This window comes from Mastigocoleus testarum BC008 (assembly GCF_001456025.1).
Lineage (GTDB): Bacteria > Cyanobacteriota > Cyanobacteriia > Cyanobacteriales > Nostocaceae > Mastigocoleus > Mastigocoleus testarum.
In genome coordinates, this window is sequence record NZ_LMTZ01000045.1 from 38,628 (window position 1) to 65,164 (window position 26,537).

A 26,537-nucleotide genomic window follows, 5' to 3' on the forward strand; every position below is an offset into this window, starting at 1 on the left:
AATTTAAAATAGTCGGCATTTATAGCAGAGACCCAAAAGATGGTATTAACAAAGGGTGCACGAGCAAATAAATCTGGGATAATTTTAGAAAATCAAGTTGAGAATATATTAAGGACGTACAATTATTTCCAGATATCTCCCCATTTACCCAAAAAACAACAAAGAGAATTTATTCTCAATTCAATTCTTTTGCCCAAACGCTATGCCAAACAAGTACATATTGGGACGGGGATTTATCATACAGATATTTATGTTGATTTTTTCGTCGTTGGTTTACCTGAAATGCCTAAAGGTTTAATCATCGAATGTAAATGGCAAGAAAGTGGTGGATCTGTAGATGAAAAATTTCCTTATTTAAACTTAAACATTCAAAATTCATATCCTGCTCCAACCATCATAGTTATTGGTGGAGAAGGAATGCGAGGAGGAGCAATTGACTGGTTAAAAGCAAGAGTTAAAGATAATCACAATTTAGTTGGCGTTTATACTTTAGATCGCTTTATCGCTTGGACTAGCAAGCATATTTAGTATCAGTATTTCGCCTGATTTTCGCTGTTAATATGATGTAATTATTAACTCATCAACAGTGCCGCGTTTTTTGACATTAGAATTAATTGCCCTGTTGGCTTTAATAGGGTAAATATTGAAGTTTACTTCACTGTAAATTTGCCTAATGAATTGGCAATCAGAGTTAGATATCATAACTTTTACGCCCCGCGAAGCTAATTCAGCACAACTGTCTCGTAATCGTGTTTGTTCGATTTCACCAAAGGGATGCCTACTGTAAGCGGTAAAATAGCTAGTGTCGCTAATTGGGTGATAGGGCGGGTCTAAATATACAAAATCATCACTACCGCGAGCGCGATCTAAAATTTGCTCAAAATCCGCAACTTTCACTTCAGCATTTTTGAGTAATTCAGATGCAGAAAATAACAAATCTATCTGACAAATTTTCGGGTTATTGTATCTACCTAAAGGTACATTAAACTCGCCTTTGGAGTTAACTCGATAAAGTCCGTTAAAACAAGTCCTGTTGAGATAAATAAATCGAGCCGCAATTTCTACATCGTTTTTGCCCGGTTTTGCACGTAGATTATAATAGTAATCCTTAGAATGATAATGTTCGTGTTCTTTCAGTAACGAAATTAATTCTTGCAAGCGATCCCTGACACAGCAATAAGTAGTAATAAGATCGGGATTAATATCTGTTAATATAGATAACCTAGGCCTTAAGTAAAAAAATACGGCACCACCACCTAAAAAAGGTTCGTGATAATTGCGGTAATTGGTGGGAAAGTGCTTAATGTACTGTCCTATTAGTCTGCCTTTACCCCCAGCCCATTTAAGAAACGGACGGGGTAAAGATGGTTTATATACTTCACGTAACATTAAATTGTAATTAAATTTACCTATATTGATTATGAGAATTGGAGAATCATATATTATCTTACCGTCGTAGCATCTCATTCTCTCCATTAAGATCCTAGCTATACTTTGGTAGTTAATTAATAATTAGGATTATTAATTCCGAATGTTTTAATTTAGGTTTAAATTTAGGAAGTGGCAAGTCGTAGATTACAATAAAACTGCTGTTGGCAAATCAAACAAACAGCCGTATTGTTTAGAAAAATAAACTCTAAGTCAACATGTTTGACGGATTTTGGGACAACGTTATTCGCTATCAACGCTATTTCATCAGTACTCTGTTGGGCTTGTTGTTAAACACTTTTGCCCCTGTGATTCCACTGTTAAAACGTCCAATAACCTCAATCGCCATTGTGGGGATCTTTGTAGGTACTTTAGTTTTTTTAACTTTCACATTGCGGGCAATGCTAGGTTTAAGTACAACTTGATGAAATTTAGATTTTGGGGGCGAACGCCCCCATGTTAGTGTAACGATCCCTAAATTTAAAACTAATTTTAAAACTAAATAAAAACACTAATTGACACATATAGAGGACTATAGATACTCACTGCATCAATGGCTACATTAAAGTTTCATTAGCACCATCCAAAATCGCTATCGTTACAGGCATCATGGTGATATATTGGGAACTGGTTGTAACCCTGGCAGACTATTTAAACACTTGCACAAGTACTAAGATAGTAACTTCAACTGTCAATCATTGATATCGGTTGAGATGGAAAACAGGAAACATAACAACCAAATAGATCCATATACGGATCTACAGGTGGATGTTGCTGAAAAATACTCACTATAGTGTGTTCCAAGCAAGCTGGTTTAGTAAAAAAATCTCGCGTTATTCGCGAGGGTATTAGTGGTACAACCTCTGTTAGGAGGAATTAGTTTATGGCTACAAATCGCCGTGTATCTCGCGTCGCGGAATTAATTAAGCGAGAAGTTAGTCAATTGCTGCTTAACGGTATTAAAGACGATCGGGTAGGTAGCGGTATGGTTAGTGTCACCAATGTTGACGTTTCTGGCGACCTCCAGCATGCTAAAATCTATGTGAGCGTTTACGGAACGGAAGAAGCAAAAGCTCAAACAATGGCTGGTTTAAAATCAGCCACAGGTTTTGTTCGTAGCGAACTTGGAGCAAGAGTGCGTTTGCGTCGAACGCCGGAGGTAGTATTTATTGAAGATACTGGGATCGAACGTGGTAGTAAAGTACTGTCTATATTAAATCGTTTAGAACAAGAACGTTCGCCGAAAGATATGCCAGAGGAGAGTCAAGAAGTTGGTGAAATAAGGGAATAAATTTTAACCTGCTAATATCAGCATAGATTCTCCAAAATAGATTTTCTTGCATGTATTTTCCGACTAAATCCTGAAGTGAATTGTTACTAGTCGAACTCACCAAATAATTTTGTCGATTTGTTTAAGCTGTAAAATATAAGCTGTAGATTTGAGATTATAGAATTTAGCTATAGCCCTTTAATTACAGAATACAAGCTTCGTAATCCTACGCGTGAAATTTTAAGTCAGCTAGTAACAATTCACTTAAAGTAATTAGCAAAATATATGACAGAAACCATAAATATATATTTGCTTAAATAAAACCATAGCTGAAGGAAGTATCAGGAAATTACTTACGTAACCTTGTCGTCATATTATGTGTGCTTTCTAGGTGGTGTGAGTGCAAACTAATTAATATCCACGAGGAGAGCATATAGTTAATGGTAAACCGTTTGGAAAAACAGTTCCCATTATTTCATGATTACTATCAGCTATCAAAAATAATCAGTTATACAGCCACCAATTAGCCTTATCTAACCAAGCCAAAATTTCCATGCAGCGAAAAACGCTTCATAGTAACAAATAATGCACAGTTAACAATACTGTGCTTTTTACTTATTGCTTTTATTAAAGTATGTTGAACTTTATTCAATTCGATAAGGTTAAGCAAAGATAAACTTTTAACTATGATACCGAATACAAATACTTTAAATTTCTATGAAAGATGTAATTAATTTACACTTATCTTAACCCATAATTATATATTTATCGCTTCTTTGTATTTGAAATAAAATCACAATACTCAATAAAATTTAATATCAATTAATTAGCAAAAAAATAAGTTAGTCTTTATATCTCTAGTATATGAGTAAAACAAATTACTTTATGCCATACGTTATATTACTTGTACATTTGCACCTATTTTTCACTCCTACGCTTGTTTGTAGGGTTAGAGCAAATAACAGACAAGGATTGACCTGTATAAGGTTGCTACACTTGCTACTTCAGGGTAATATCTTGCGTAATAGCGCCAGACTTATGCAAAATTTCGTTTATTTAGTTAAGAATTTATTAATAATAAGTAATCTTAAAGCCTTATTAGTGTACGGTAGCCCTTATATCAAGAAATTATCTACATCTCTGCCAGGAATTCATATACTTACTGTATTCCTTCATAAATTAATGAATGCTATCAACCACAGTTTTAGGTACTTTTCTTACCATAGTCAGTTATTTTTTGTGAGTCACTAAAGCAACTTCCTATTATAGGCAATTCCTATCTCAAACATCAAAGAGTAACATGGCGACTTTTCAATAAATCCACAGCTATCAAAAAACTGCGTTGAGCATTCACTAAGTGCTAATTAATACTTGTTATCCAGTTACGAAACACATTCAAACAAAATGTTATGCTTTGCTGATAAAATTAACATAACTTTACATATTTTCAGGATGTATAGCGTCAAAATGAAAATAGTTCCGTATAGTAAACTACAAAAAATTAGCGGGTAGTTTATTGCGATGTCGTGATTTGTTCCTAATTATTTTGGGAACACTAAATAGGTGTTACTTTGTGAGTCAAAACAATGAGTGTAAATACGGTGCCTTCTATTTCTACTAGCTACTATTCTCTGGGGGTAATTCAAGACGAAGCACGTCGATTAGTGCAGAAGGGAGTAGTTAGTCGTCAACAGCCAATCTATACCCTGTGTCAGTACATACCTGCGAGGGAATGGGTTTGTATTGAGTGTGAATTAGAAAAGTGTGAATTTTTATTGCGCGATCGCATTGCAGACCTGATTGGTCGGGAAGTTTGGGAAAATGATTAATTGATGTGGCATCGAGCTTTGCTGTTTTGGATTGGAAGTAGACTAATTGGAGACGTAGGTTTGCAGTTATGGATTTGGAAGCAAAACGTAAATCTTGAGACTACACTGTCAAGTCCAAACCGTTCATGTTAATCTTTGATTTTAATATCCATTTTGTCGATCCAAATTTTTAACTTTCCCAGCCGTTCGGCACGATCTGAATAAAGTTTTTATCGAAAAAATTTCAATGAAATGCGATAATGCAACCTTTTGACAGTCGCTCGCGCGCTGTTTTTTCAGTTATTTGGTTGTAGTCAGTTGAATAATAACTATCTAGATCCGGAGCAATTTACGATTTCCAATTGCTCCGGTAATTTTTCTGTGGGTGAAGGGATTGGCGACTGGGGACTGGCGATTGGGTACGGTAAAGATTGATTTAGAATACAGTCTTTTTTATTATCTTCCGAGTCGCCATACAGCTAACGCCATGCTAACGCTAGTCCCTAATCCCCAACTTGTTCCAAATACTGATTTAAATCTTCAATAACCCGGGTCAATTCGGCTTCTGTAGACAGACGAAGGTTAGAGTCACGGATAGTTAGCAGAACTTTGGCTGCAAAAGGACTAGCCCAAATATTAGGGTTACAAAAAACTTCTAAAAATACTTCTTCTCCTTTATGGCGGTATTCCATAGGTTTTTGAGGGTTGGGTTTACCACTGCTGGGAGTTGTTTTACTTGCGACAGCCTTAAGACGATTCATCAACTCATCGATTGATGCTTTCAATTCTCGTGCTGCGGTTGGTGAGAAGCTGAAGGAAACAGAACCTTCAGTTAGATTTAATGTCAAATTAGCTGAGGACATAGGAGCTATAACTAATAGTTCTAAATGGAAAGTTTGACAATGTCCTCAAGCTTTTATTTAGGGTGACCTTGAGGAACTTGGTTTTGCTCTTATCTGTGAAAGACAAGTGGTTAAAGCTGTTCGGAAACGCCTAAGTCTATTACTTGAGAACTCATCATATTACTGGAATATTGTACGGGAATATTTCCTTAGCGCTTGTAATCAAAAATTAAGTATATAAATTGCAAAATTAAGAAGTTAGGATTCTAAATCCAATGAGCACAAAATCTACTCTGCAAACAAAGTCTATTATCTGTTATCTGTAATAGTAGTAACTACGTAGCAGTTGAAACGCTTCCTATTTTCTGGAGTCTCATGAGCCCAATTGACCTGGATTTACTTTTTAATGCAATTAGTATTGTCAATCCTTTGATTAAAGATAAATTTCAGCGTAATGAGACTGTAATTAAATTACTTCAACAATTTAATCTCGATTCAGAACATCCACCTGCTGATTTTAGTGGGGTTTATACCTATACCCTTGTAGAGTATGGTGTTGGGAAGCCTAAACCTGTTTTAGAACTGTTCCGTAAAGAAGAAATTAAAAAAGCCTTTCGCCAAGCATTCGATCGCAATAACGCTTCAATATTGCTCTTGGAAGTCGATCATTTTATTGATAGTTATGCTTTAGGTGATGAAATTAAAGATTTAAGAATTGATCTTAGGCGGGAAATTGCAGCGTTTTACATTATCTTTTCCGAAGTTGTTAAACGTACTCGCAACCCAGCAGATACAATGATGAGTCAGCAAATTGGCTCTTTGCACAGAAGTATCACCGACATCCAAGAACAACTTAAGCAAATACCAACTCTCGAAGGTATTCGTACAGAAATCGCACGTTTAGCATTACCCGAAAATGTAGAGACGTTACATGTAACGTCTCTACAAGACGAAAATAAATGTCGTGCTGTAGCGTTAGCACAAAAAATGCGCGGTTGGTTTGAAACTTTGGGTTATGACTTTGAAAAATATGAGGTTCGGGCGGAAGAATATTTCGAGTTGATTATCGACATTCCGGTGAGACGTAGCTTTGACCGGATCCTAGTGCGTGGGATCGCAGGTGAGGTAGGGTTAAGTGATGTAATTGCGTTGCGTCAGTCAGTACAGGAGCAAAAAACTGATGAAGGTTGGTTGGTTACCACCCGGCGAATTTCCCGAGCAGCACGGGATGAAATTAAAAAGAATGAAAATCGCGATCTGGATTGTTATACCTTTGACGAACTGATCGACCTTGATGCTGATTTTAGCGGTTATCTAAAGTGGTTGGAAGCAGAAATTAAACGCCGGGAAATTGATACTAAATATGTACCACTAGCCTGCACTAAAGAAGAAATCGATCCACTTACCAAACAACGAATAGGGGTAAGCCATTACGAGGAAGAAGACGGCTGGATTGATGGGTATATTGACCTTTGGCTAGACGATCCTGCAAAAGAACATATTTCTATTTTGGGGGAATTCGGTACTGGTAAAACTTGGTTTGCTTTCCACTATGCTTGGATCGCATTACAAAGTTACAAGAAGGCTAAAGATCGTGGTTTGGAACGCCCCCGCTTACCCGTCGTAATTACCCTGCGGGATTTTGCTAAAGCTTTAGATGTGGAAAATGTTTTAGCAGGGTTCTTTTTTACTCAGCATAATATCCGCATAAATAGCGATGTGTTTGACCAACTCAACCGCATGGGTAAGTTGCTACTGATTTTTGATGGTTTCGATGAAATGGCGGCTAAAGTCAATCGCCAGCAGATGATAAATAACTTTTGGGAACTAGCGAAAGTTGTGGTTCCCGGTGCAAAAGTGATTCTTACTTGTCGTACAGAACACTTTCCTGAAGCTCAAGAAGGAAGGGCTTTATTAAATGCTGAATTACAAGCCTCAACTGCTAATTTAACTGGCGAAACACCCCAATTTGAAGTTTTAGAACTGGAGAAGTTCAATGAAGAACAAATTAAACAGGTTTTATCTTTCCAGGTTGAGAGTTCAATAGTTGAGCAAGTGATGGGTAGTTCTCAACTATTAGATTTGGCTCGTCGTCCTGTGATGACTGATTTAATTTTGGAAGCTTTACCAGATATTGAAGCGGGTAAAAAATTAGATATATCCCGTGTTTATTTGTATGCAGTCCGGCGAAAGATGGAACGGGATATTAAAGCAGAACGGACTTTTACTTCCTTAGCAGAGAAACTATATTTTTTGTGCGAACTGTCTTGGGAAATGCTTTCCACCGATCAAATGAGCTTGAATTATAAATTATTTCCCGATCGCATTCGCCGCTTATTTGGTTCCATAGTCCAAGAACAAACCGATTTAGACCATTGGCATTATGACATGATGGGGCAAACAATGCTGATTCGTAATGCTAATGGGGATTATACTCCCGCTCATCGTTCGTTATTAGAGTTTTTTGTCGCGTATAAGTTTGCGGCTGAGTTGGGTGCTTTAGCTGATGATTTTACTGAATTAGCCCGAGCACAGTCTTGTTTAGATGGGAGCGCAGAAGGTATTGAGTATAGTTGGTCTAGTTATTTCTCGCGTCAGTTAGATGAAACAGGACGAAGTATTGCAATCCCGGCGCTAAAGGGATTTACTAGCGAACCTTTAGAGAAGTTAAAAGAAACTTTTGGGCGATCGCCACTCACCAAAGCGGTGATAGATTTGATGTTGGGGATAGTCGATGATAATGACGCACTAATTAAAGTTATTGAAACAACGCGGGGGAGAAGTGAAGATGAGGTTGGTTATGTTGGTGGGAATGCGGCGACTTTGGTGGTAAAGCTGGATAAAACAGCTTTGGAAGGAAAAGATTTTTCCGGTGGGGTAATTAAACATGCGGATTTTTCTAATTCCAGCTTAAGACGCGTTAATTTTTCAAAAGCAAATTTAACTGACTCGATTTTTGCAAAATTTTTAGGACGTGTTTGGTCAATTGAATTTAGTCCTGCTAGCGCAGTTTCTCCTGATGGGACTGGTGAAATTTTAGCAACTAGCGATAATAACGGTGTCATCAACTTGTGGGAAACTTCAAGTGGTAAAGAAGTTTTGAGTTTAAAAGGACACAGTCGCGGTGTAGACTGCGTTGTTTTTAGCCCAGACGGTCAAATACTGGCTAGTGGAAGTCGCGACAATACAATGAGATTATGGAACGTCAAAACAGGTGAGTGCTTCAAGGTTTTTGAACACGGACATAAAGAATGGGTTAAATCACTTGTTTTTAGTCCAGATGGTAGATTCTTTGCTAGTGGGAGTCACGACTACACTGTAAAACTATGGGATACTCGCACATATGAATGCTTACAAGTTTTCCAAGGTCATACTGATCGGGTACGTTCCATTGCTTTTAGTGCAGACGGTGAAATTTTAATTAGTGGTAGTTACGATGGAACAATTCGCCAATGGGATCCCCACACTGGTGAATGTGTGAGAATCTTCGACGGACATAGTGGTAAAGTAACCTCAGTTGCCTTTCATCCCCAAGCTTCAATTTTTGTTAGTGGTAGTCACGACCGCACTATAAAGATATGGGATGCTCTTTGCGGTCAATGCTTGAGAACTTTGCGAGGACATACTCATATCGTTAGTATGATCGCACTGAGTCCTGTTAGTGCAGCGTTCCCACAGGGGATTGGTAAGACTATTATCAGTGGTAGTCACGATAAGACTGCTAAATTGTGGGATATAAACACAGGGAAATGCTTAAAAACCTTTGAGGGTGATGGTAGCAGAGTTGTTTCCGTCAAATTTAATCCTGATGGTAAAACTATTGCTACTGGGAGTGCAAAGCAAGCAGTAAGAATACTGGATGTAGTAACAGGTGAATGTATAAGAACTTTACAGGGACAAAGTTATTGGATCCGTTCAATTACCTTTAGCCATGACGGTAAAACAATCTTTAGTGGTAGCAACTACGAAGTTATACGCCAGTGGGATATTAATACAGGTAAATGTATCAAAACTTTAGAAGGACATACAGGTTCTGTCAGTTCAATTGTGCTTAGTCCAGATGGTATGTTGCTTGCTAGCTGTAGCGATGACGAAACAATTAAAATTTGGCATCTAGATCGCGACAAATGCATTAAAACATTACGAGGACATCAAAATTGGGTAAATTCAGTTGCATTTAGTCCTAATGGTCAAATTATTGCAAGTGGAAGTAACGACAAAACTATTAGACTATGGGATGTAGCGACAGGTGAATGTCTCCAAGTTTTACAGGGTCACCTCAGCAGTATCAGGTCAGTCATTTTTAGTTACGATGCTCAGATACTGGTAAGTGCAAGTGATGACAAAACTATCAGACTGTGGAATACATCTACAGGAAAATGCTTCAAAATTCTTCAAGGACATACTGATTGGGTGCAGTCAGTAGCTTTTAGTTCCATTAGTACTAAAGGTCTTGGGGAAAATAAGACAAAACTTGTTAGTTGCAGTAGCGATCGCACAATTAGAATTTGGGATATTTCCAGTGGTGAGTGTCTTAAAATTCTGCAAGGACATGACTATGCAGTTTTTGCAGTTGCGTTTAGCCCAGACGGTCGAACCGTTGTCAGTGCTAGTCGGGATCAAACACTTAGAGTATGGGATATTAACAGTGGCAGATGTTTGCAAGTCCTGCGGGGACATACCAACTCAGTAATTTCTGTTGCATTTAACCATGATGGTAGTCTTATAGCCTCATCGAGTGGAGATGACAGCATAAAAATTTGGGATTTTAAAACAGGTAATTGCATCAAAACATTGAAAAGTGAAAAAACCTGCTTTGAAATGAATATCACTGGCGTCAAAGGTTTAAGCGAAGCCGAAAAATCTACCCTCAAAGCTTTAGGTGCGGTGGAAGAAGTTGAGTAAATTGTTTGATATTTCCCCTACTCTGTCCATTTCCTCTACTCCCTAACTAGCAAATAAATTTATTCTCATGACAAACAATTAACAATTTTCAGTGAGAATCTTGATGTATTTTGATCTGTTCGTAAAGACTAGCAACGGTTTCTTTGTCAAAAACCTTATCTTTCAATTGGAGATAATCTCCCTTACCTAGTTTACAAGCTGACCAAAATTTTAATACTTTTGATGGTTCCAAATGTGTTATCAAAACTTCCATTGCTTCTTGTAAAACCTGCTGTTCGTTCATTACTTTAATTGTCATCTTCTATCTCCAAAATAAAATCTGTTGGATTGATAACCTGAAGTGTCAATCCTCTACAACGGTTAATTAGTCTTTTGTCGCAAGTGATGAAATAATCACTCTTAGATGCTTCAGCACAGGCTACGTGAAGTGCGTCAATTGCTTTAACTCCTTGTTTTTCTAGTTCCTGTGCTCTTTCCCTGGTAGTTTCGTTCACTTCTTGTTTGATTGTTGCTATTTGTAAATAGCGCTTCATCGTTTGTTGATTAACTAAAACAGAGTTACGGCTATTTTCGTATTCTAAAACTGATGAATTGACTAGTTCTATTAATTTAGCTTCGACCATTTGCAAAATTAAAATTACTGCTTGGGTTTCCAAAAATATTTTTGGCTGTGTTTGATCATCAAAAGGACGATTATAAATACTAGTATCTAGATAAACTTTGGTCATCATATAGTACCTATCATTTTATCCACTTCCTTCACCCTGCTCCTTCTTGATAGGAGTTTAAGTCATAAAGTGTCATAAATTGAGGTACAGATGAGAGATTGTCCGCAGTCAGCACTTATTTCTTTCGTTCAAGAAAACAAGAATTTATGCGATAAACGCCGTACAGAGCTTTTGCGTTCGCATCGCTTGTTACTTTGAAAGAACAAGAAGAATTTACAAAAGCTTTCAAATCTTGCTTAAGTTCAAAACATTACAGAAAAATGTGTGTATAAATATAACCTAAGATACAAAAAATAAGCTCCAGAGTGTAAAAATCAAGAAACACTACTGGCAGTCAATGCGATAACAATATAAATTAAGATATTAATCTGCTGCTACAATCCAGATAATTTTAGTGACAATTTAGTAACAAAATCTACCCGACTGGTATGAGAGAAACTATCCTAGATGTCCGCGACCTACAAGTGGAGTTTAAAAGCGATCGCAACATTGTTAAAGCAGTAGATCGTGTTGGATTCGAACTGCATCGTGGCGAAACCCTAGGAATAGTAGGGGAATCGGGTAGTGGAAAATCAGTTACATCCTTGGCGGTAATGGGTTTGATACAAGATCCAGGGAGAATAGCAGGCGGTGAAATTTGGTTTAACCCCCAAGAAGATGGTACGCCAATCAATCTGCTAGATTTACCTCCCGAAGAAATGCAATTATACCGGGGTGGGGACATTGCAATGATTTTCCAAGAACCAATGAGTTCCCTTAACCCAGTATTTACCATTGGTTTTCAACTGATTGAAGCAATTACCAGACATCAAAACATTTCTCCCCAAGCTGCACAACAAAAGGTAATAGAAAGTCTGCAAGAGGTAAAATTACTTCCCAGTGATGAAAAAATCACTCAACAATATATTGATGAAGGTATATCAGCCGAAGACACTCGCAGATTAGCCCAGTTAGTACAGCAACATAAAGAATCAATTCTCGAACGCTATCCCCATCAACTTTCTGGGGGTCAATTACAACGGGTAATGATTGCAATGGCGATTTCTTGTAATCCAATGTTGCTAATTGCTGACGAACCAACCACCGCCTTAGATGTAACAGTACAAGCAACAATTGTTGAACTATTGCGGGAATTACAGATACGTCGCAACATGGCGATGATTTTTATTAGCCACGATTTAGGATTGATTGCTGAAGTCGCCGATCGCGTTGCAGTTATGTACCGGGGAAAAATTGTCGAATCCGGTGCAGCAAGGGAAATTTTTACCGATCCCCAACATCCTTATACCAAAGGTTTAGTTGCTTGTCGCCCCACATTAGATCGTCATCCCCAGAAACTACTGACCGTTGCTGACTACATGACTGTTGAGGAAACAGCCACAGGGGAAGTGGTGATTAATCCCAAGGAACCCCCAAAAGAATTGGAAGTAACATCAGCAGAAATAGAGCAAAGACGAGCAGAATTAGAAAGAAAACCAACCGTCCTTCAAGTAAAAGATCTCACAGTTGGTTTTCCTGTGAAGGGAATATTTGGTGGTACAAAACGCCATTTTATGGCAGTTGATGGGGTTTCTTTTGATGTCAAACAAGGAGAAACCTTGGGTTTAGTAGGGGAATCAGGTTGCGGTAAAACCACCCTGGGTAGGACTTTATTACAATTAGTCAAACCAATGGGGGGTCAAGTTCTTTTTGAAGGTCGGAACATTACTGATATTAAGAAAAAATCCTTGCAGCAATTGCGACGGGAAATGCAAATTGTGTTCCAGAATCCCTTCAGTTCCTTGAACCCGCGTTTAAAAGTGGGAGATATTGTCATGGAACCTTTAGTGATTCATTCAGTTGGTAAAACCAAGCAAAAGCGGCGAGAACGTGCTATTTATCTTTTAGAAAGAGTGGGTTTAGATGCGGGAGCAATGAATCGTTATCCCCATCAGTTTTCTGGAGGACAGCGTCAGCGGGTTTGTATTGCTCGTTCCTTAGCATTAAATCCCAAATTTATTATCTGTGATGAATCCGTATCAGCCCTTGATGTATCAGTTCAAGCACAGGTACTAAATTTACTTAAGGAACTGCAAGAAGAATTTAATTTAACCTACATATTTATTTCCCACGATTTGAGCGTCGTTAAATTTATGAGCGATCGCATTTTGGTAATGAACCAAGGTCAAATCGTCGAACGAGGTGTAGCAGAGGAAATATATCGCAATCCCAAAAAAGAATATACCCGCAATTTAATTGCTTCGATTCCTACAGGTTCTCCAGAGAGAATGCGACAGCGTCTTCCTAAAACTCTACCTCAATTAAAAGATGAACTTTTAGGATTAGTCCAAGGAAATTCCGCTACAGTCCAAAATTTAATAGAAGCTCAAAAAAGCAAAACCCCAGACGAATCAGAAGAATGGATTTTGCAAAAAGTTATCCAGGATTTAATTAGAGACAGAAATTAGGTTCAGTTAACAGTTAATGCGCAATACTTACAGTACGCTTACGCTAGGTCGCGCACGCAATACCTACGGTACGCTTCCGCTAGGCGCTAACAGTTAACAGTTAACAGTTATCATTTAACCAATAACCCTAACTACCCGATCCCCAACCCCCTAATTATTCTGCAAATTAATATCTCGAATTGGGAACGGAATATTAATTCCTTCTTGAAGATAACGTTTGTGTAATTTTTTGATAAATAAATGTTTTGCTTCCCTTTGGCTGAGAAACTCGCTTACAGGAATATAAACTTTATAATCAATACTAAAATCATTAAATGTATGAAATAAAATGAAAGGCTCTCTTTCAGTTATATCTGGCGATATTTCCTGCATTACTTCTTTAGCTACATCTACAGTAATCCGCTCTACTCTTTCCAAATCGCTACTATAGCTAACTCCTACGTCCATTGTTACTGTAAGTTGTTTGATCGGTAAATGATAATTAGTAAATATTGCTGAACCCAACTGAGAATTAGGAATAATCACTACATTATTTGCCAGACTTTTAATAGTAGTAGTTCGCCATGTAATATCTGTGATATATCCTTCTTGAGCATCTTGTAATTTGATATAGTCTCCAGTTTTAACTTGCTTGGAAAGAATCAAATAAAAGCCAGCAAATAAATTTGCTAAAGTATCTTGCAGAGCCAAGCCTACTGCTAAACCACCAATTCCTAAGGTTGTAACAATTGCAGCAATTTCAATTCCTATGGTTTGTAATATAATTAAAATTCCTAAAACCAAAACAACAGTTTTAGCAAGGTTAGAAATTAAAGAAGCAGAAATGCCTTCTTTTCTTTGAATAAATAGATTGACAAACCCAGAAGTTAGTCTGGCAGAAACTAAGGTAATTGAAAATAAGAAAATTACAGTGATAAACTTTTGTAGTGCCTCTGTGACATCTGGTTTTAACTGATAGGTGATAATCGCTGCAAATAAACCTGCCAGAAATAACCAAGTAAAAGTCATTCGATGCAAGGATGAAATAATAATATCACTACCTGGTATTTGCTTGCTGATGACAATATTTCTGACCTTACTGAAAACGATTTTTTCACCAATTAATCCAGCAAATAAACCAATTAGAATACATGCAACTGGCACAATCCATTGCATCGTCATAAAAAATCCTATTTATTACAATCAAAATTAATTTATCAAAACCTGTGTTGTTTTATAGTGTTTCAAACATCACACTGAAAACTAAATGAAATTTTAAATACAAAAATTCTTTGTCTGGCTTGCACTTCAACGTTCCATAATTTAAGCATGGACTTGCCAATCATTTATCACCCGGACTACGTTACCCCCTTACCTTCAGGACATCGCTTTCCGATGTCTAAATTTGGACAACTCTATGAACTACTTTTAAATGATGGGGTTGCAAATAGAAAACAATTCTACTCACCCGAACGTCCTGCAAAAGAATTAATTGAGCTAATTCATATCCCGGACTATGTGGAAGCATATTATCAAGGAACCTTGAACCCCAAAATGCAAAGACGTATCGGGTTACCTTGGTCACCCCAAATAGTTAATCGTACTTGCACGGCTGTTGGAGGTACAATCCTCACAGCAAAATTAGCATTGCGTCATGGTTTAGCTTGCAATACTGCAGGTGGAACTCATCACGCTTTCCCCAACTACGGTTCTGGATTTTGTATTTTTAACGATTTAGCGATCGCACCTCGGGTCTTGCAAAAATTAGGTCTTGTATCCAAAGTTTTAATTGTGGATTTGGACGTCCATCAAGGGGACGGTACAGCATTTATCTTCCAAAATGATGACAGCGTATTTACATTTTCGATGCACTGTCAAATTAACTTTCCTAGTACAAAACAACAAAGTGATTTAGATATTCCCTTGGAAGTTGGAATGGAAGATGATGATTATTTACAAACTTTAGCCAACTATCTACCAGACTTGCTCTCACAAGTAAAACCAGACTTAGTCTTATATGATGCTGGAGTCGATCCACATATTGGCGATCGCTTAGGAAAGTTAGCTTTAACTGATGCTGGTATTTTTCGTCGAGAAATGCAAGTTCTTAGTACCTGTGTTGGTGCGGGTTACCCAGTTGCTTGCGTCATTGGTGGTGGTTATGCAGATGACATGAAATCCTTAGTTTGGCGTCATTCACTTTTGCACCGAGCGGCTACAGAAGTTTATCAACAATATCGACTTTGATTTAATTGTTAGGGAACAGGGAACAGGGAACAGGGAACGGGAAATGGGGAAAGTTAATCCTAGGGTGGCGTTAAAAATAGTCTGAACAGTCACGACTACAAACTACTAATTACACAAAATTTTACTGACACTTAATATTCTTATTAAATCTAAAGACTTAGTTAACGCGACAGATGCAGTATTTCGTTACCTCCGATACAATTTAATTAATAGGAGAGTCTAGGAGAAATAAAAAAGGTGCTATCAAAAGGCTTTGAAATTGAAATGTACACTGGTACGCCTAAAGCTGATGTCGTGGGACTCTCCGACAAGATTGTCTCTGCTCTAGATGGATTTGTTCGCGAACCAGATAATCGTAATGTCGAATATATAACTGCTCCATCTATCAATTACGAACAGCAGTTATGCGCTTTGTTACGTCCTCGGATGCAATTAAGGAAATATCTTCAAAGTTTAGGGAACTATACCTTAATTCCGGGAAGTACTTTGTCACTGGTTGAGGATGATCGCTTTTTCCGTTCTGACCCAACTAATCCTTACCATAGCCACATTGAAAACGCTTACGGAACCAAAGTAGTTACCGCTAGCGTTCACATCAATATTGGGATTGACAATCCAGAAACATTAATGCGAGCTTGTCGAGTAATTCGACTTGAAGCACCTCTTTTCCTTGCTTTGAGTGCTTCATCTCCGTTTATTAAGGGAAAAGCTTCCGGTTTCCATTCCACTCGATGGGGACTTTTCCCCCAAACACCCGAACGCGTTCCCTTATTTGAAAGCCATGCTCATCATATAAATTGGGTAGAAAATCAATTAGCTGATGGAAACATGTACAATGTTCGCCACCTATGGACATCAGTAAGACCAAATGGCGATCGTCGTCCCTACGATCTCAATCGTTTAGAACTACGGATTTGCGACTTAGTTACGGACCCTATTGCTTTGTTAGCGATCGCAGCTTTTCTAGAAACCCGTCTAATACAAATTATTGATAATCCTAATCTCGATCCTTTAACGCAGTCCAAATTTTCTCCAGAAGATTTACTTACCATTACCACAAATAATGAAATTGCAGCCGCAACATCTAGTCTTGATGCTCAGTTACAACACTGGGAAGATGGTAGAAGTATAACTGCTCGAGATTGGATAACCTATCTTTATGAAGATTTGCGCATCATAGCCAAAAGGAATGGTTTTAGTTGCTTCCTTTCTCCATTATTAAAGATTTTGCAAAGTGGTAACGAAGCCCAACAGTGGTTACAACTTCATGGTGTTGGCTTTAGCGCCAGAGATGTACTTATTCAAGCAATAGATACGATGAAAGAACGGGAACTTGAACTCGAAGATAAGGTATGTTCTTCCTTAGCTGCTTGATATTGAATGCTTGAGATTGAAGCTTCAATCGTAACGATATTAAATCAACCGATGAGCAGTTAGCTTCTGTCTAACTGCTTTTTTCATTAATTTCTCTTATCTACTAAGCATTATTCTGACAGACAGTTACTGTACAGGCATATTTCAGGTTCGCGCAATACTACATTTCCCATAGAATATATTGCGAACACTTGTAAACAAATGGATTGATCCACCAAAAAATAATTCTTTGAAATAAATTTATCGAGTATTTAATCGGTTAATTACTCCCACGACCTCAAAATTTTAGTCGAGCAAAAGCCAATAAATAGTTTTTTAATATTTCCTATCCTGTATTCTTTTGTTCATTTATCGTAAATTTTCTTTACCCGAATAAACCCTAACAATACTTAGGTAATTTCAAACATCTACTTACAGCGAGGGATACTATTATTTGTTCTATTGAGTAAAAATACGCTTTTGCAAGCACTTTGAGGAAGATTTATCGTGACTTTTAAAATTCTAATCAATGCAAGTCGGTTGAGAAATATTAACAAAACCTATCAAATAACACTATCTTAAGGTAGATTACGTACTTGTCTTACATTGTTTTTCTTAATACATAAATTGATTATATATGCCCCAAGTAGTATTAGTAAATCCCTTAATTCCCCCAAATACGGGGAATATTGCTCGAACTTGTGCAGCGACCAATACACAATTACATCTAATAGGACCTTTAGGATTTGAACTCAGCGATCGTTACCTCAAAAGAGCGGGTTTAGATTACTGGGAATTTGTTAAACTGCACTATCACGAGTCATTAGAAGCTTTTCGTAGGCAACATGAAGATATAGGAGGCAGATGCCTAGGATTCAGCGTTCGCGGCAGTATTAACTATATTGAGTTTGAATTTCAGCCCAATGATTGGTTACTATTTGGCAGCGAAACTGAAGGTTTACCACCGACAGTAATTTCCGAATGTGATGCAACTATTCATATCCCAATCAGCCAAGAGGGTGTTCGCAGCTTAAATTTATCTGTAAGCGTTGCTGTAGCGTTATTTGAAGCTCGTCGCCAGTTGGGTTATCTTCAATAAATTTAATTAATCACACAAATCATCATAGTTATTGTTAATTTAAGTGTAAATACACAACAAAATTAATTAAAAAGTTTAAAATTAATCAAAGATAAAAAATATACTTACACATCACATATTGGTTGTGTAAAAAATACAAATTTGTATAGTAGTTTTCCTGACGATCGCCAAATCTGCCAGTAATACCTCAAAGCAAGTGGGCCTAATATATAAGGAATTTATATAATTCATCTGATTCAGTCTGAGGATCGAATGATATATTTTAGTGATTTCGTATTTTTCCGGACTAAGGCCAAAGAAGGGTGAAAAGTTGTCTGAGCAGGAGTTTGAGCGAACGCCCCCAGAAATTCCACTATTGTGACAATTTGGGAGCGCAAAAACTCCTGCGAATTTATACGGTTGAATTCTTAAGCAAAATCAACGTACATTCACTTTTTGAGTAGGCAAGTTAACTTGTAGAAATCTAAGGGATTACTACAGCAGGGAAACACCTCTTTTACGAAGTCTTTACATAAGCTTCCTTAGATAGCCAGTAAACTCGTCAAATATATACTTGTCTAGTTCTGGTTGGAAGGGGTAAAACAGATGAAGACATGTGTAATAGAGAGACACGATAAGATAGCGGACTGTGAAACTGATTATTCAAAAACAAAAAAATTTATTCTTGTGTTTAGGGTGTGAACTTGTCTAAAACTAGAGAAGCAGGTTAATCTTGCCTAATAATCTCTAGTGGAAGTGATCTTGATCAATTTTTATTAGCGATCTAAATCATTGACTAGTATCCGACTAGAAATCGAGGTCAGTTAAGCGCTAGCGATCATAGGAGGTCGTCTTTGAAACGAGCATTAAAGAAGAGAGCAAATGCTGTGGTTGAAAACACTGTCAGCGATGATGCCTCGATGGGGCAGATAGAGGAATTGGATAATTCCAAGGCTTGTCGTCGAGCACGTACCAAAGCCGCCATGATTGGTTTGGCTATCTCGATGGGAGCTACCAGCCTTTTGGTGACTCGACAAAGCGATCGAGCCCTGGCAGCAGAATCTGTAGGCAGCCAAAAAGCAGCCTCTTCTCTTCCTGCTGCTTCTGAGAACGATGTAAATTTTGCCCCAAGAAAAACTTCGGAGTATGGAGTTTTTCCTAATGTAAGCGTACCGGATAACCCACAGACGGTAGATATCAAGGCAATACCTGAGTGGAAAAGGCTTGGCACAAAAGGACAAATAGCGGCACTGAAGTCAGCAAAACTTCCTTTACCTAAAGTAGTTTCTTCGCAAAGTGCAGTTAAGAATACAGCTTCGCTCAAGGAAACTCTTAAAACAGCCAAGCAGCAAACAGCAGTAAAAGTCTCTGGTCAGAGTAACTTTGCTGGCGAGCAAGTCGTATCATCCAACAGTCGCCCACGGACAATAGTCCCAACGACAAGCTTGGATACAAACGTTAATGCTCAACTTAAAGCTCAACAAGAGTTTGCTATTCAACGCTTACAGGAAAAATCTAATAACCTAAGAGCAAGTTTGGCAAAGCTGCGTTCTGGGGGAACCAAGAGTCCATCTGCACTTTCCCACAACTCAGTCAAGTCATTAAACTCAACTGAAAAATCAGTCAACAGTGTTGCTCGGAATGGAAGGCAAATTTCGGATAATGTAAAAGCTTCCGAACAAGCCAAATCCATCAAAAGGTTTAACCCTGGTGTAGTTGCCAATATACCAGCACTTCCAGGTGTTGTTGCACCAAAAGAAACTCAACCTTATTCTGTTAAGTCAGGAGATACTCTAGGTGAAATAGCACAAAGTTACGGTACTTCTGTTACCGAACTTGCAAGGGTAAATAAGCTTAACGATCCAGATAAGCTACAAGTAAATCAACAGATAGTTATACCTGGTCAGCAAGATCGCATTACTACTAGTGTAACAACAATTGCTTTTAACCCTCAATTTAAATCAAACGACCACTATCATGGTGGCAAAAATAAAGCATCTACACTTGCATCAAGTAAAATTGTTGGGGTAGATCCAACTTCTACTATTGGTTCAGAATTCATCAGTAGCATAAATCAATCCTCTACCGGAGAAGCAGCTTACGGTATGGGTGGTGAAGCTACACCCCTAGTTTTCGCTGAAATGCGCTTGGCAAAAGCTAAAGCAGCAAGTGATAAAAACCCGAAGTATAATCAACGTCTTCGCAGTTTAAAAGCAGAAATCGAAAGATTGCGGGCTAAGTACCGCGCTCAAAAATCTCGTGAAGGTAAAGCATCTGAAGTGGAAGCAGTTACACTTCCCCAGAACAAAAATGCTTCAACCTCTAGAAGATACATCAAACAAAACAATAATGTATCGGTACCAATTGCTGTTCCCACAGCAGGTAGCTCAAAATTAGCTACACAAAACAATGGGGCAGTGCCCATTCCCGTACCTCAACCAAAATCAGTATCTTCGATTTACGGTAGCCGCAATAGTTCACAGTTTATTCAACGGAATAACTCAGTTGTTACTCCCAGAACGAATAATCTTTCTACACCATTACCACCTTTAGCGGCGGCTGGCAGATACTTGCCCAGACCAATCGAAAATATTCAACCCAAATCCAAAGGTTATATTTGGCCAGCGAAGGGAGTTCTTACTTCTGGATATGGTCCACGTTGGGGAAGAATGCATAAGGGTATTGATATTGCAGCTCCCACTGGAACTCCAATCCATGCTGCTGCTGCAGGTATTGTTAAAAAGGCTGGCTGGAACAGAGGTGGTTACGGCTACCTTGTAGATATTCGTCATCCAGACGGTACCATAACTCGCTATGCTCACAACAGCAAGCTTTTAGTTAAGAAGGGTCAGCAAGTACAGCAAGGACAGAAGATTTCCTTGATGGGAAGTACTGGATTTAGTACCGGTCCCCATTTGCATTTTGAAATCCGTCCAAATGGTCGGGCGAAAAACCCAATGGCTTTCTTGCCGAAAAAGAGGTAAATTTTCTCCGAATACAACTGAATAATATACCGTTCAGTTGAGGGAGTTTTTCTCCCTCATTTACTTTTTTCTCGCCAGTAATTGTAATAGATAATTAGCGAGTGATAATTTATTATCTCTTTTCCCGGTAGTCAATTTACTCTGATTTAAGGATTTATTAAAAATTTCCGTCAAGGGGTAGTCAAGAGTAGATTTGTATGATAACTTAATAATTAATGGAAAGCCTTAGTAGCTTAAGTATGGCTCAGTAGCTCAGTTGGTTAGAGTAGGGGACTCATAAGCCCTTGGTCGTCAGTTCGAGTCTGACCTGAGCCACTACAAACCTAATAAATATAAAAAAATAGTAACCGATATTTGCAGATTCTACTAATAAAGTAGGTTTAAGTATCGGTATTTTTTGTTTTCATATCTATCTACTACATCGTCTAGTACACCGTGGCGGAAATAAAGCACCCGTTTATAAAAGCTCAAAGCTAGAAAAAACAGTACTTTTACTGTGCTAACGCCCCGCTAGACTGCACCTACGGCGAACACTAACGTCCACAAGGACGCAGTCTCTTATGTCTTACAGACACGCGAAGCTAATGACTTCCGCGCAGCGGTACTAGTATTACTTGGGAAAATGGCGAATTATTTCTGCTACCGACCAAGCTTGGGCAACTGCACCTCTAGGATTATGAGGTGGATCGCCATCAAAAATTTCTGAAATCGAACCGATACAAGCTTGATTCAAAAAGCTGTCAAGTATTGGCTGCCAATCAAAAGGTAATGGTTCGTCGGGATAAAAGCGTTCCCAAGACCTAATAAAAGGTCCAATCAGCCAACTCCAAACAGTACCCTGGTGATAAGCACTATCCCGTTGAGTTGAATCCCCTACGTATCTACCAATATATTCTGGATCGTAGGGGTCAAGACTGCGCAGACCATAGGGAGTTAGCAGTCGTGACGTTGCTAATTCAAGTATCTGTTCCCCTTGTGACTGGGAAAATCCACAATGGTATAAAGAAAGTGCTAAAACTGCATTGGGACGAATTTGACTATTGCGACGGTCATCTGGCTCGATGCTATCGTACAAATATCTCAACTGGGAGTTCCAATACTTTTGTAAAGACTCTTTTACTTGTTGTGCTTGTTGACTATACCTTTGAGCTTGTTTGAGAAATTTTAAAGAATCTCCAACGTGAATTTCACTTAAACGTTTTGCCCATTGGGCAGACCAACATAAAGCCGAAAACCACAAGGCATTTACTTCTACAGGTTTACCACGTCGAGGTGTAACAGCTTTTCCTTCAACTAAAGCGTCCATCCAAGTTAATGCGACTCCACGAGCGTCCCAACTAATAAGTCCATCGGTAGAATCAACTTGGATATTATAAAGAGTACCACCAATAAAAGCTTTATATATTTGTTGTACTACTGGATACTGAGCAACTAGAAAATCCCAATCTTGGGTTGCTTCTAAATAAAGTCCCAAAGTTTCAATCCACCAAAGAGCAGCATCAATACTGTTATAAGATGGCTCCCCATCAATATCTGGAAAACCGTTTGGTATAAGCCCATGGCGACAATATCTGCCAAAAGTCTCAAGTAGTCCTTTGGCTAGTTTAAAACGCCCTGTTACTAATGTTAAACCTGGTAAAGCTATTAAAGTATCCCGTCCCCAATCATTGAACCAATGGTAGCCAGCAATGACGCTTGGTCCAGAAATAGAAGTACGATGAACAATAAATTGTTCGCTAGATCTGAGTATTTTTTGCCACAGAGTATCGCGTGGCATATATGCAGCAGGGTTAGAGTTGTTAACTAAATTTTCTTCTAATCCTCTTGGTGTCCCTTTTGACATGCTCGTTGAGCTAAATATCTGATTCAATCTACTTTCTTCGGCTTCAACGGCCTTGGAAAAAGTTTCATAATTTAGTGGGGTTTGATCGTTACTTGGAAAACCTACTTTTGCTTCTAAAGTAACTGTATCTCCTGGTTGGAGAATTACATTCAAGTAACCTGGGCTGTAAAGGTCTTCGCGATCGCCTAATCCTCGTCGCGTTTCTTCTGGGAGCCCGTAATTCCAGTACCAAACGGCTTCTGCTTGATATTCTCCTCGGGTCCAACGTAATTGCCAAGGAGTACCAAAATCCCCAGCACTAATTGATTGGAGACAGATTACCCGTTCTCCAAGAATTTGTGAAAACAGTAGATCTGAAGTTTCTTTTTGTTGATGATGAAAATTCCGATTAGCGATTAACAGGCGCAGTCTTAACACCCCAACATCATTGCCTTCATAGGAATAATGAACTAAAATTCGGTGGCAATATTGATTATTAGGGATTTTGGAAAATGATGCTTCTTCTCCTATCCCACCCGTCGGGCACAAAAAATTTTCTCCCAATCCTGAGGGCATTATCATCCGTCTGGTAAGTTGCCACTCTTTATCCCCCCAAACCCATTTTGGAACAGGATTAATCTGAAAATAACGTAATAATTCGTAACCAGTTGGTTCGATCTGACCGCTACCCCAAAAATTAGTCCCTGCAACTACAACTTCGCCCCCAATCTCCAAGCTAGCTTCCAAATGCGATAGCAGAAGTGTTCTTCCTGAGGGTGGACTAGTTGCAGCAAACAACCAACCATGATAGGTACGAGTCCTAACATCCGAAACAGTACCACTGGCAAAACCCCCTAAGCCATTGGTAAGCAACCATTCTCTTGTATCTAAATCAGCCATTTATACTCAAAATCGTTATGACTATGATATAGTCGTAACAGTTCGTAATTTAATTGTTAGTTGATGGATTAGCGAACTTTAATAGACGGATCCATCTTCACAAAGCAGTAAAACTTGTATAGCTTTAAGGAGATATATTACTATGCCTCTGACTTACGCAACAGAAGGATGCCTTCGAGTCGGTCAACAAGCACCAGACTTTACAGCTACTGCTGTAGTGGATCAAGAATTTAAAACAGTTAAGCTTTCCGACTATCGCGGAAAGTATGTTGTTTTATTCTTCTATCCTTTAGACTTTACCTTTGTTTGTCCTACAGAAATTACTGCTTTTAGTGATCGTTACGAAGACTTTAAAAAACTGAACACCGAAATTCTTGGAGTTTCTGTTGACAGTGAGTTTTCCCACCTAGCATGGATTCAAACTGACCGCAAACAAGGTGGCGTTGGCGATCTTAATTATCCCCTAGTTTCAGATATTAAGAAAGAAATTAGTGCGGCTTACAACGTCTTAGATCCTGAAGCAGGCGTAGCACTACGGGGTTTATTCATTATGGATAAAGAAGGCGTAATCCAACACGCGACCATTAATAACCTTTCTTTCGGTCGTAACGTTGATGAAACTCTCAGAACATTACAAGCTATTCAATACGTCCAAACCCATCCTGATGAAGTTTGTCCTGCGGGTTGGCAGCCTGGAGAGAAAACTATGAATCCAGATCCTCAGAAGTCTAAAGTTTACTTTGCATCCATTTAAGTATCGTTACTTAATACTAGATTGATTGCCGTCAGCTATAAAGTCATTTGTGAAAAAGTGCCTTCAATTTTCTGAGTAGGTTTTAGTACCACAAAAATGGGAACTAGAACTATTCAGGCAGAAAGTGACCATGGGTAGATAGAATCGGCAGTTGGGAAATTGTCGATAAATCCTGCTTAGTGTAACACTATCATTTTTGGCTTCTGCAAAACCTGACGGCAAATATATCTATCCTTGAGATACAATTGTGCAATTATTTTGAACTAAATATTTTTGAATTAAATATTCTTGAAGAAAGTATCAAAGCCATATCTTAAATATTTAAATTATCTGAAGTCTTGAAAGTTGAATTTTGATCCAGTCTCAAAAGCTAACTAATTAACTCAAGACAAATTAAACAGTAAAAATAGTATAAAAAATCTCAGGATTCATCTCTACAGAGATTCATATTTACAGAGTTGCAAAATTAGGAATAAAAAAATAAATTTTTTAACTGCCAGGATAAATTAAAAATATTTTTACTATGCCTAATCCAAGTGATTTTAGCGGTTTGCTTAACAAACGTTTCCTGGATAATTTCCTTCCTATTCCTGCCACCAATAGATTTCAATTAGGAAATTCAACTCCAGACTTTAAATTACCAGATATTACCAATGGTAAATCAGTCAAGTTATCAGAGTACAAAGGTAAACAGCCAGTATTACTGGCATTTACACGTATTTTTACAGAAAACCAATATTGCCCCTTTTGTTTCCCTCACATCAAAGCCTTGAGAGATAATTACGAACAATTTCAAGACCGGGGCATAGAAGTTCTCTTAATTAGCAGTACTGACGAACGACAAAGCAAAATAGTTGTACAAGATTTAGGCTTACAAATGCCTTTACTTAGCGATCCTAGCTGTCGTGTATTTCGCTCTTACGAAGTTGGACAAGCATTAGGGGCACCTTTACCAGCACAATTTGTTTTAGACCAAGATAGAAAACTACATTACAAACACTTATTTTCTTTCTTCGAGTCTAATGCTGCTATTGATACCTTATTAAAGCAATTCGACTGAAATACTTTATTTTTGGTTTATTTTTTAATTCTTCATATTTTTGATTCTTCATACGCTGCTCATTTGTCTCGAAGCAGCTATGTCGCGGATCAAAGGAAGTCTAGAACGAATATATGTCTTAATCGTTTTTGCTTCTACCCGATCTAATCTTTTTTCCTCAAGTTGTCCTAGCAGTTGTTCGATTAGTTCAGTATCGCTAAATTCAAGAAGGATACTTGCTTGAGTTTCTTCAACTACAGACCACAAATGTCGCAATGTTGATGATGAATTTTTCACGGGACCTACTCCCACTGCAAATACTGAATTTTTGCAGTTTGTATAATTTTGCTATTGACAGATAACTGTGTAAGAATCAACAGAAATCTTGATAAATATTTTTCTTTGTTTCTAATTTTTAGATGTCATCATAAATTTATACATGTATGACATTAGTGTTTTAGAAAACAAAAATTATATTTAGAGATATTTTGAGCAGTAAAAGTCAAGAATTATTGAAAAAGTAAAAAACAAAGCTATCAAAGTGAGAAAATAATATTTCTTTGTTTGGCTATATTCTTCACCTACCTCTTCTGATTTTTTCTGTTTGTATCGAGCAAAGTAGTACTTATTTCTCGGATAAATTTTGAAGACCTTCTTAAAGACGAAAATTAGTTTATCTTTGCCTAATAACTATCTCTATAAAAATATTAGATGACAAATCTAAAGAAAAGATTAAATTTTAAGAATTATGTCTGATTTGATAAAAAACTCAACAAACGCTCAAGTTTAAACACTAAAACAGTTAAGCTCTATACCAATTCCAGAGAAATTAACTGTAGGAAGATAAATTTTGGGAAAATAAATTTCAGAAAATAATCTTACATGTAAATCTTTGTAAGGTTGACTCAAGAAAAATCTACAAAAAAGTGTATATTCTAAGAATTTAATTGCGC

The 26,537-nt window shown here is 37.9% G+C and carries 19 protein-coding genes and 1 tRNA gene; 13 read left to right on the forward strand and 7 right to left on the reverse strand.

The window, feature by feature from the left end:
* Positions 1 to 39 precede the first annotated feature (39 nt).
* Positions 40 to 528 carry a PD-(D/E)XK nuclease superfamily protein gene (locus BC008_RS08555; protein ID WP_027842001.1) on the forward strand — a complete coding sequence of 163 codons (489 nt, stop codon included), beginning with the start codon at positions 40 to 42 and terminating at the stop codon, positions 526 to 528.
* A gap of 27 nt (positions 529 to 555) precedes the next feature.
* On the opposite strand, the gene BC008_RS08560 is transcribed toward BC008_RS08555, so the two are convergent.
* The gene (locus tag BC008_RS08560) at positions 556 to 1,389 is read right to left on the reverse strand and encodes a DNA adenine methylase (protein ID WP_027842000.1); all 834 of its coding nucleotides are present in this window, start codon (positions 1,387 to 1,389) and stop codon (positions 556 to 558) included.
* 257 nt (positions 1,390 to 1,646) lie between these two features.
* Here BC008_RS08560 and BC008_RS08565 point away from each other — a divergent pair, with 257 nt between their 5' ends.
* The 3 genes from BC008_RS08565 to BC008_RS08575 all read left to right on the forward strand — a co-directional run bounded on the left by BC008_RS08565 (position 1,647) and on the right by BC008_RS08575 (position 4,527).
* Positions 1,647 to 1,853 carry a DUF751 family protein gene (locus tag BC008_RS08565; protein WP_058183430.1) on the forward strand — a complete coding sequence of 69 codons (207 nt, stop codon included), beginning with the start codon at positions 1,647 to 1,649 and terminating at the stop codon, positions 1,851 to 1,853.
* A gap of 458 nt (positions 1,854 to 2,311) precedes the next feature.
* Entirely contained in the window at positions 2,312 to 2,719 is a 408-nt protein-coding gene (rbfA, locus tag BC008_RS08570; protein WP_027841999.1) for a 30S ribosome-binding factor RbfA, read from the forward strand.
* A 1,565-nt stretch (positions 2,720 to 4,284) separates the two neighbouring features.
* On the forward strand, positions 4,285 to 4,527 hold the full coding sequence (locus tag BC008_RS08575) for a DUF4327 family protein (RefSeq protein WP_058183431.1): 243 nt from the start codon (positions 4,285 to 4,287) through the stop codon (positions 4,525 to 4,527).
* 482 nt (positions 4,528 to 5,009) lie between these two features.
* Here the strand turns inward: BC008_RS08575 and BC008_RS08580 are convergent, their stop codons facing one another.
* Complete coding sequence (locus BC008_RS08580) at positions 5,010 to 5,369, reverse strand: hypothetical protein (protein WP_027841998.1); 360 nt, start codon at positions 5,367 to 5,369, stop codon at positions 5,010 to 5,012.
* Positions 5,370 to 5,723: 354 nt separating this feature from the next.
* Between BC008_RS08580 and BC008_RS08585 the strand changes: the two genes are divergently transcribed.
* Positions 5,724 to 10,253: a WD40 domain-containing protein gene (locus tag BC008_RS08585; RefSeq protein ID WP_027841997.1), complete on the forward strand. Its 4,530-nt coding sequence runs from the start codon at positions 5,724 to 5,726 to the stop codon at positions 10,251 to 10,253.
* An 88-nt stretch (positions 10,254 to 10,341) separates the two neighbouring features.
* Here BC008_RS08585 and BC008_RS08590 read toward each other — a convergent pair whose 3' ends face one another.
* Together BC008_RS08590 and BC008_RS08595 are read right to left on the reverse strand one after the other, a co-directional pair.
* On the reverse strand, positions 10,342 to 10,551 hold the full coding sequence (locus BC008_RS08590; RefSeq protein ID WP_027841996.1) for a hypothetical protein: 210 nt from the start codon (positions 10,549 to 10,551) through the stop codon (positions 10,342 to 10,344).
* Positions 10,541 to 10,984, reverse strand: coding sequence for a PIN domain-containing protein (locus BC008_RS08595; protein ID WP_235595827.1), 444 nt, complete (start codon positions 10,982 to 10,984; stop codon positions 10,541 to 10,543). Before BC008_RS08595 ends, BC008_RS08590 begins: the two co-directional genes overlap by 11 nt.
* 425 nt (positions 10,985 to 11,409) lie before the next feature.
* Between BC008_RS08595 and BC008_RS08600 the strand changes: the two genes are divergently transcribed.
* Positions 11,410 to 13,428: an ABC transporter ATP-binding protein gene (locus tag BC008_RS08600; RefSeq protein WP_082650515.1), complete on the forward strand. Its 2,019-nt coding sequence runs from the start codon at positions 11,410 to 11,412 to the stop codon at positions 13,426 to 13,428.
* A gap of 150 nt (positions 13,429 to 13,578) precedes the next feature.
* On the opposite strand, the gene BC008_RS08605 is transcribed toward BC008_RS08600, so the two are convergent.
* The gene (locus tag BC008_RS08605; RefSeq protein WP_407657042.1) at positions 13,579 to 14,583 is read right to left on the reverse strand and encodes a mechanosensitive ion channel family protein; all 1,005 of its coding nucleotides are present in this window, start codon (positions 14,581 to 14,583) and stop codon (positions 13,579 to 13,581) included.
* A 153-nt stretch (positions 14,584 to 14,736) separates the two neighbouring features.
* Here BC008_RS08605 and BC008_RS08610 point away from each other — a divergent pair, with 153 nt between their 5' ends.
* The 5 genes from BC008_RS08610 to BC008_RS08630 all read left to right on the forward strand — a co-directional run bounded on the left by BC008_RS08610 (position 14,737) and on the right by BC008_RS08630 (position 21,384).
* On the forward strand, positions 14,737 to 15,654 hold the full coding sequence (locus tag BC008_RS08610) for a histone deacetylase family protein (protein ID WP_027841993.1): 918 nt from the start codon (positions 14,737 to 14,739) through the stop codon (positions 15,652 to 15,654).
* A gap of 237 nt (positions 15,655 to 15,891) precedes the next feature.
* Positions 15,892 to 17,028, forward strand: a complete 1,137-nt coding sequence (gshA, locus tag BC008_RS08615; protein ID WP_027841992.1) for a glutamate--cysteine ligase — start codon at positions 15,892 to 15,894, stop codon at positions 17,026 to 17,028.
* A 616-nt stretch (positions 17,029 to 17,644) separates the two neighbouring features.
* Entirely contained in the window at positions 17,645 to 18,106 is a 462-nt protein-coding gene (locus BC008_RS08620; RefSeq protein WP_058183432.1) for a tRNA (cytidine(34)-2'-O)-methyltransferase, read from the forward strand.
* Between the two features lie 833 nt (positions 18,107 to 18,939).
* Positions 18,940 to 21,069 (forward strand): peptidoglycan DD-metalloendopeptidase family protein, encoded by a 2,130-nt coding sequence (locus BC008_RS08625; RefSeq protein WP_027841991.1) that lies wholly within the window; start codon positions 18,940 to 18,942, stop codon positions 21,067 to 21,069.
* Positions 21,070 to 21,310: 241 nt separating this feature from the next.
* Positions 21,311 to 21,384, forward strand: a tRNA-Met gene (locus tag BC008_RS08630).
* Positions 21,385 to 21,679: 295 nt separating this feature from the next.
* Here BC008_RS08630 and BC008_RS08635 read toward each other — a convergent pair.
* Positions 21,680 to 23,791: an amylo-alpha-1,6-glucosidase gene (locus BC008_RS08635; protein WP_027841990.1), complete on the reverse strand. Its 2,112-nt coding sequence runs from the start codon at positions 23,789 to 23,791 to the stop codon at positions 21,680 to 21,682.
* A 142-nt stretch (positions 23,792 to 23,933) separates the two neighbouring features.
* Here BC008_RS08635 and BC008_RS08640 point away from each other — a divergent pair, with 142 nt between their 5' ends.
* Positions 23,934 to 24,545: a peroxiredoxin gene (locus BC008_RS08640; protein ID WP_027841989.1), complete on the forward strand. Its 612-nt coding sequence runs from the start codon at positions 23,934 to 23,936 to the stop codon at positions 24,543 to 24,545.
* A gap of 523 nt (positions 24,546 to 25,068) precedes the next feature.
* A complete protein-coding gene (locus BC008_RS08645; protein WP_027841988.1) occupies positions 25,069 to 25,605 on the forward strand; it encodes a peroxiredoxin family protein in 537 nt (178 codons plus the stop codon).
* A gap of 48 nt (positions 25,606 to 25,653) precedes the next feature.
* Here the strand turns inward: BC008_RS08645 and BC008_RS08650 are convergent, their stop codons facing one another.
* Positions 25,654 to 25,881, reverse strand: a complete 228-nt coding sequence (locus BC008_RS08650; protein ID WP_235595828.1) for a hypothetical protein — start codon at positions 25,879 to 25,881, stop codon at positions 25,654 to 25,656.
* Positions 25,882 to 26,537: the final 656 nt, after the last annotated feature.

Bases quoted from the DNA above. Each gene is read 5' to 3' on its own strand.
- BC008_RS08575 (WP_058183431.1), top strand. From the start codon at position 4,285: ATGAGTGTAAATACGGTGCCTTCTATTTCTACTAGCTACTATTCTCTG.
- BC008_RS08590 (WP_027841996.1), bottom strand. From the start codon at position 10,551: ATGACAATTAAAGTAATGAACGAACAGCAGGTTTTACAAGAAGCAATG.
- BC008_RS08635 (WP_027841990.1), bottom strand. From the start codon at position 23,791: ATGGCTGATTTAGATACAAGAGAATGGTTGCTTACCAATGGCTTAGGG.
- BC008_RS08560 (WP_027842000.1), bottom strand. From the start codon at position 1,389: ATGTTACGTGAAGTATATAAACCATCTTTACCCCGTCCGTTTCTTAAA.
- BC008_RS08595 (WP_235595827.1), bottom strand. From the start codon at position 10,984: ATGATGACCAAAGTTTATCTAGATACTAGTATTTATAATCGTCCTTTT.
- BC008_RS08600 (WP_082650515.1), top strand. From the start codon at position 11,410: ATGAGAGAAACTATCCTAGATGTCCGCGACCTACAAGTGGAGTTTAAA.
- BC008_RS08620 (WP_058183432.1), top strand. From the start codon at position 17,645: ATGCCCCAAGTAGTATTAGTAAATCCCTTAATTCCCCCAAATACGGGG.
- BC008_RS08605 (WP_407657042.1), bottom strand. From the start codon at position 14,583: ATGCAATGGATTGTGCCAGTTGCATGTATTCTAATTGGTTTATTTGCT.
- BC008_RS08640 (WP_027841989.1), top strand. From the start codon at position 23,934: ATGCCTCTGACTTACGCAACAGAAGGATGCCTTCGAGTCGGTCAACAA.
- BC008_RS08565 (WP_058183430.1), top strand. From the start codon at position 1,647: ATGTTTGACGGATTTTGGGACAACGTTATTCGCTATCAACGCTATTTC.
- BC008_RS08585 (WP_027841997.1), top strand. From the start codon at position 5,724: ATGAGCCCAATTGACCTGGATTTACTTTTTAATGCAATTAGTATTGTC.
- BC008_RS08580 (WP_027841998.1), bottom strand. From the start codon at position 5,369: ATGTCCTCAGCTAATTTGACATTAAATCTAACTGAAGGTTCTGTTTCC.
- rbfA (WP_027841999.1), top strand. From the start codon at position 2,312: ATGGCTACAAATCGCCGTGTATCTCGCGTCGCGGAATTAATTAAGCGA.
- BC008_RS08610 (WP_027841993.1), top strand. From the start codon at position 14,737: ATGGACTTGCCAATCATTTATCACCCGGACTACGTTACCCCCTTACCT.
- BC008_RS08555 (WP_027842001.1), top strand. From the start codon at position 40: ATGGTATTAACAAAGGGTGCACGAGCAAATAAATCTGGGATAATTTTA.
- BC008_RS08645 (WP_027841988.1), top strand. From the start codon at position 25,069: ATGCCTAATCCAAGTGATTTTAGCGGTTTGCTTAACAAACGTTTCCTG.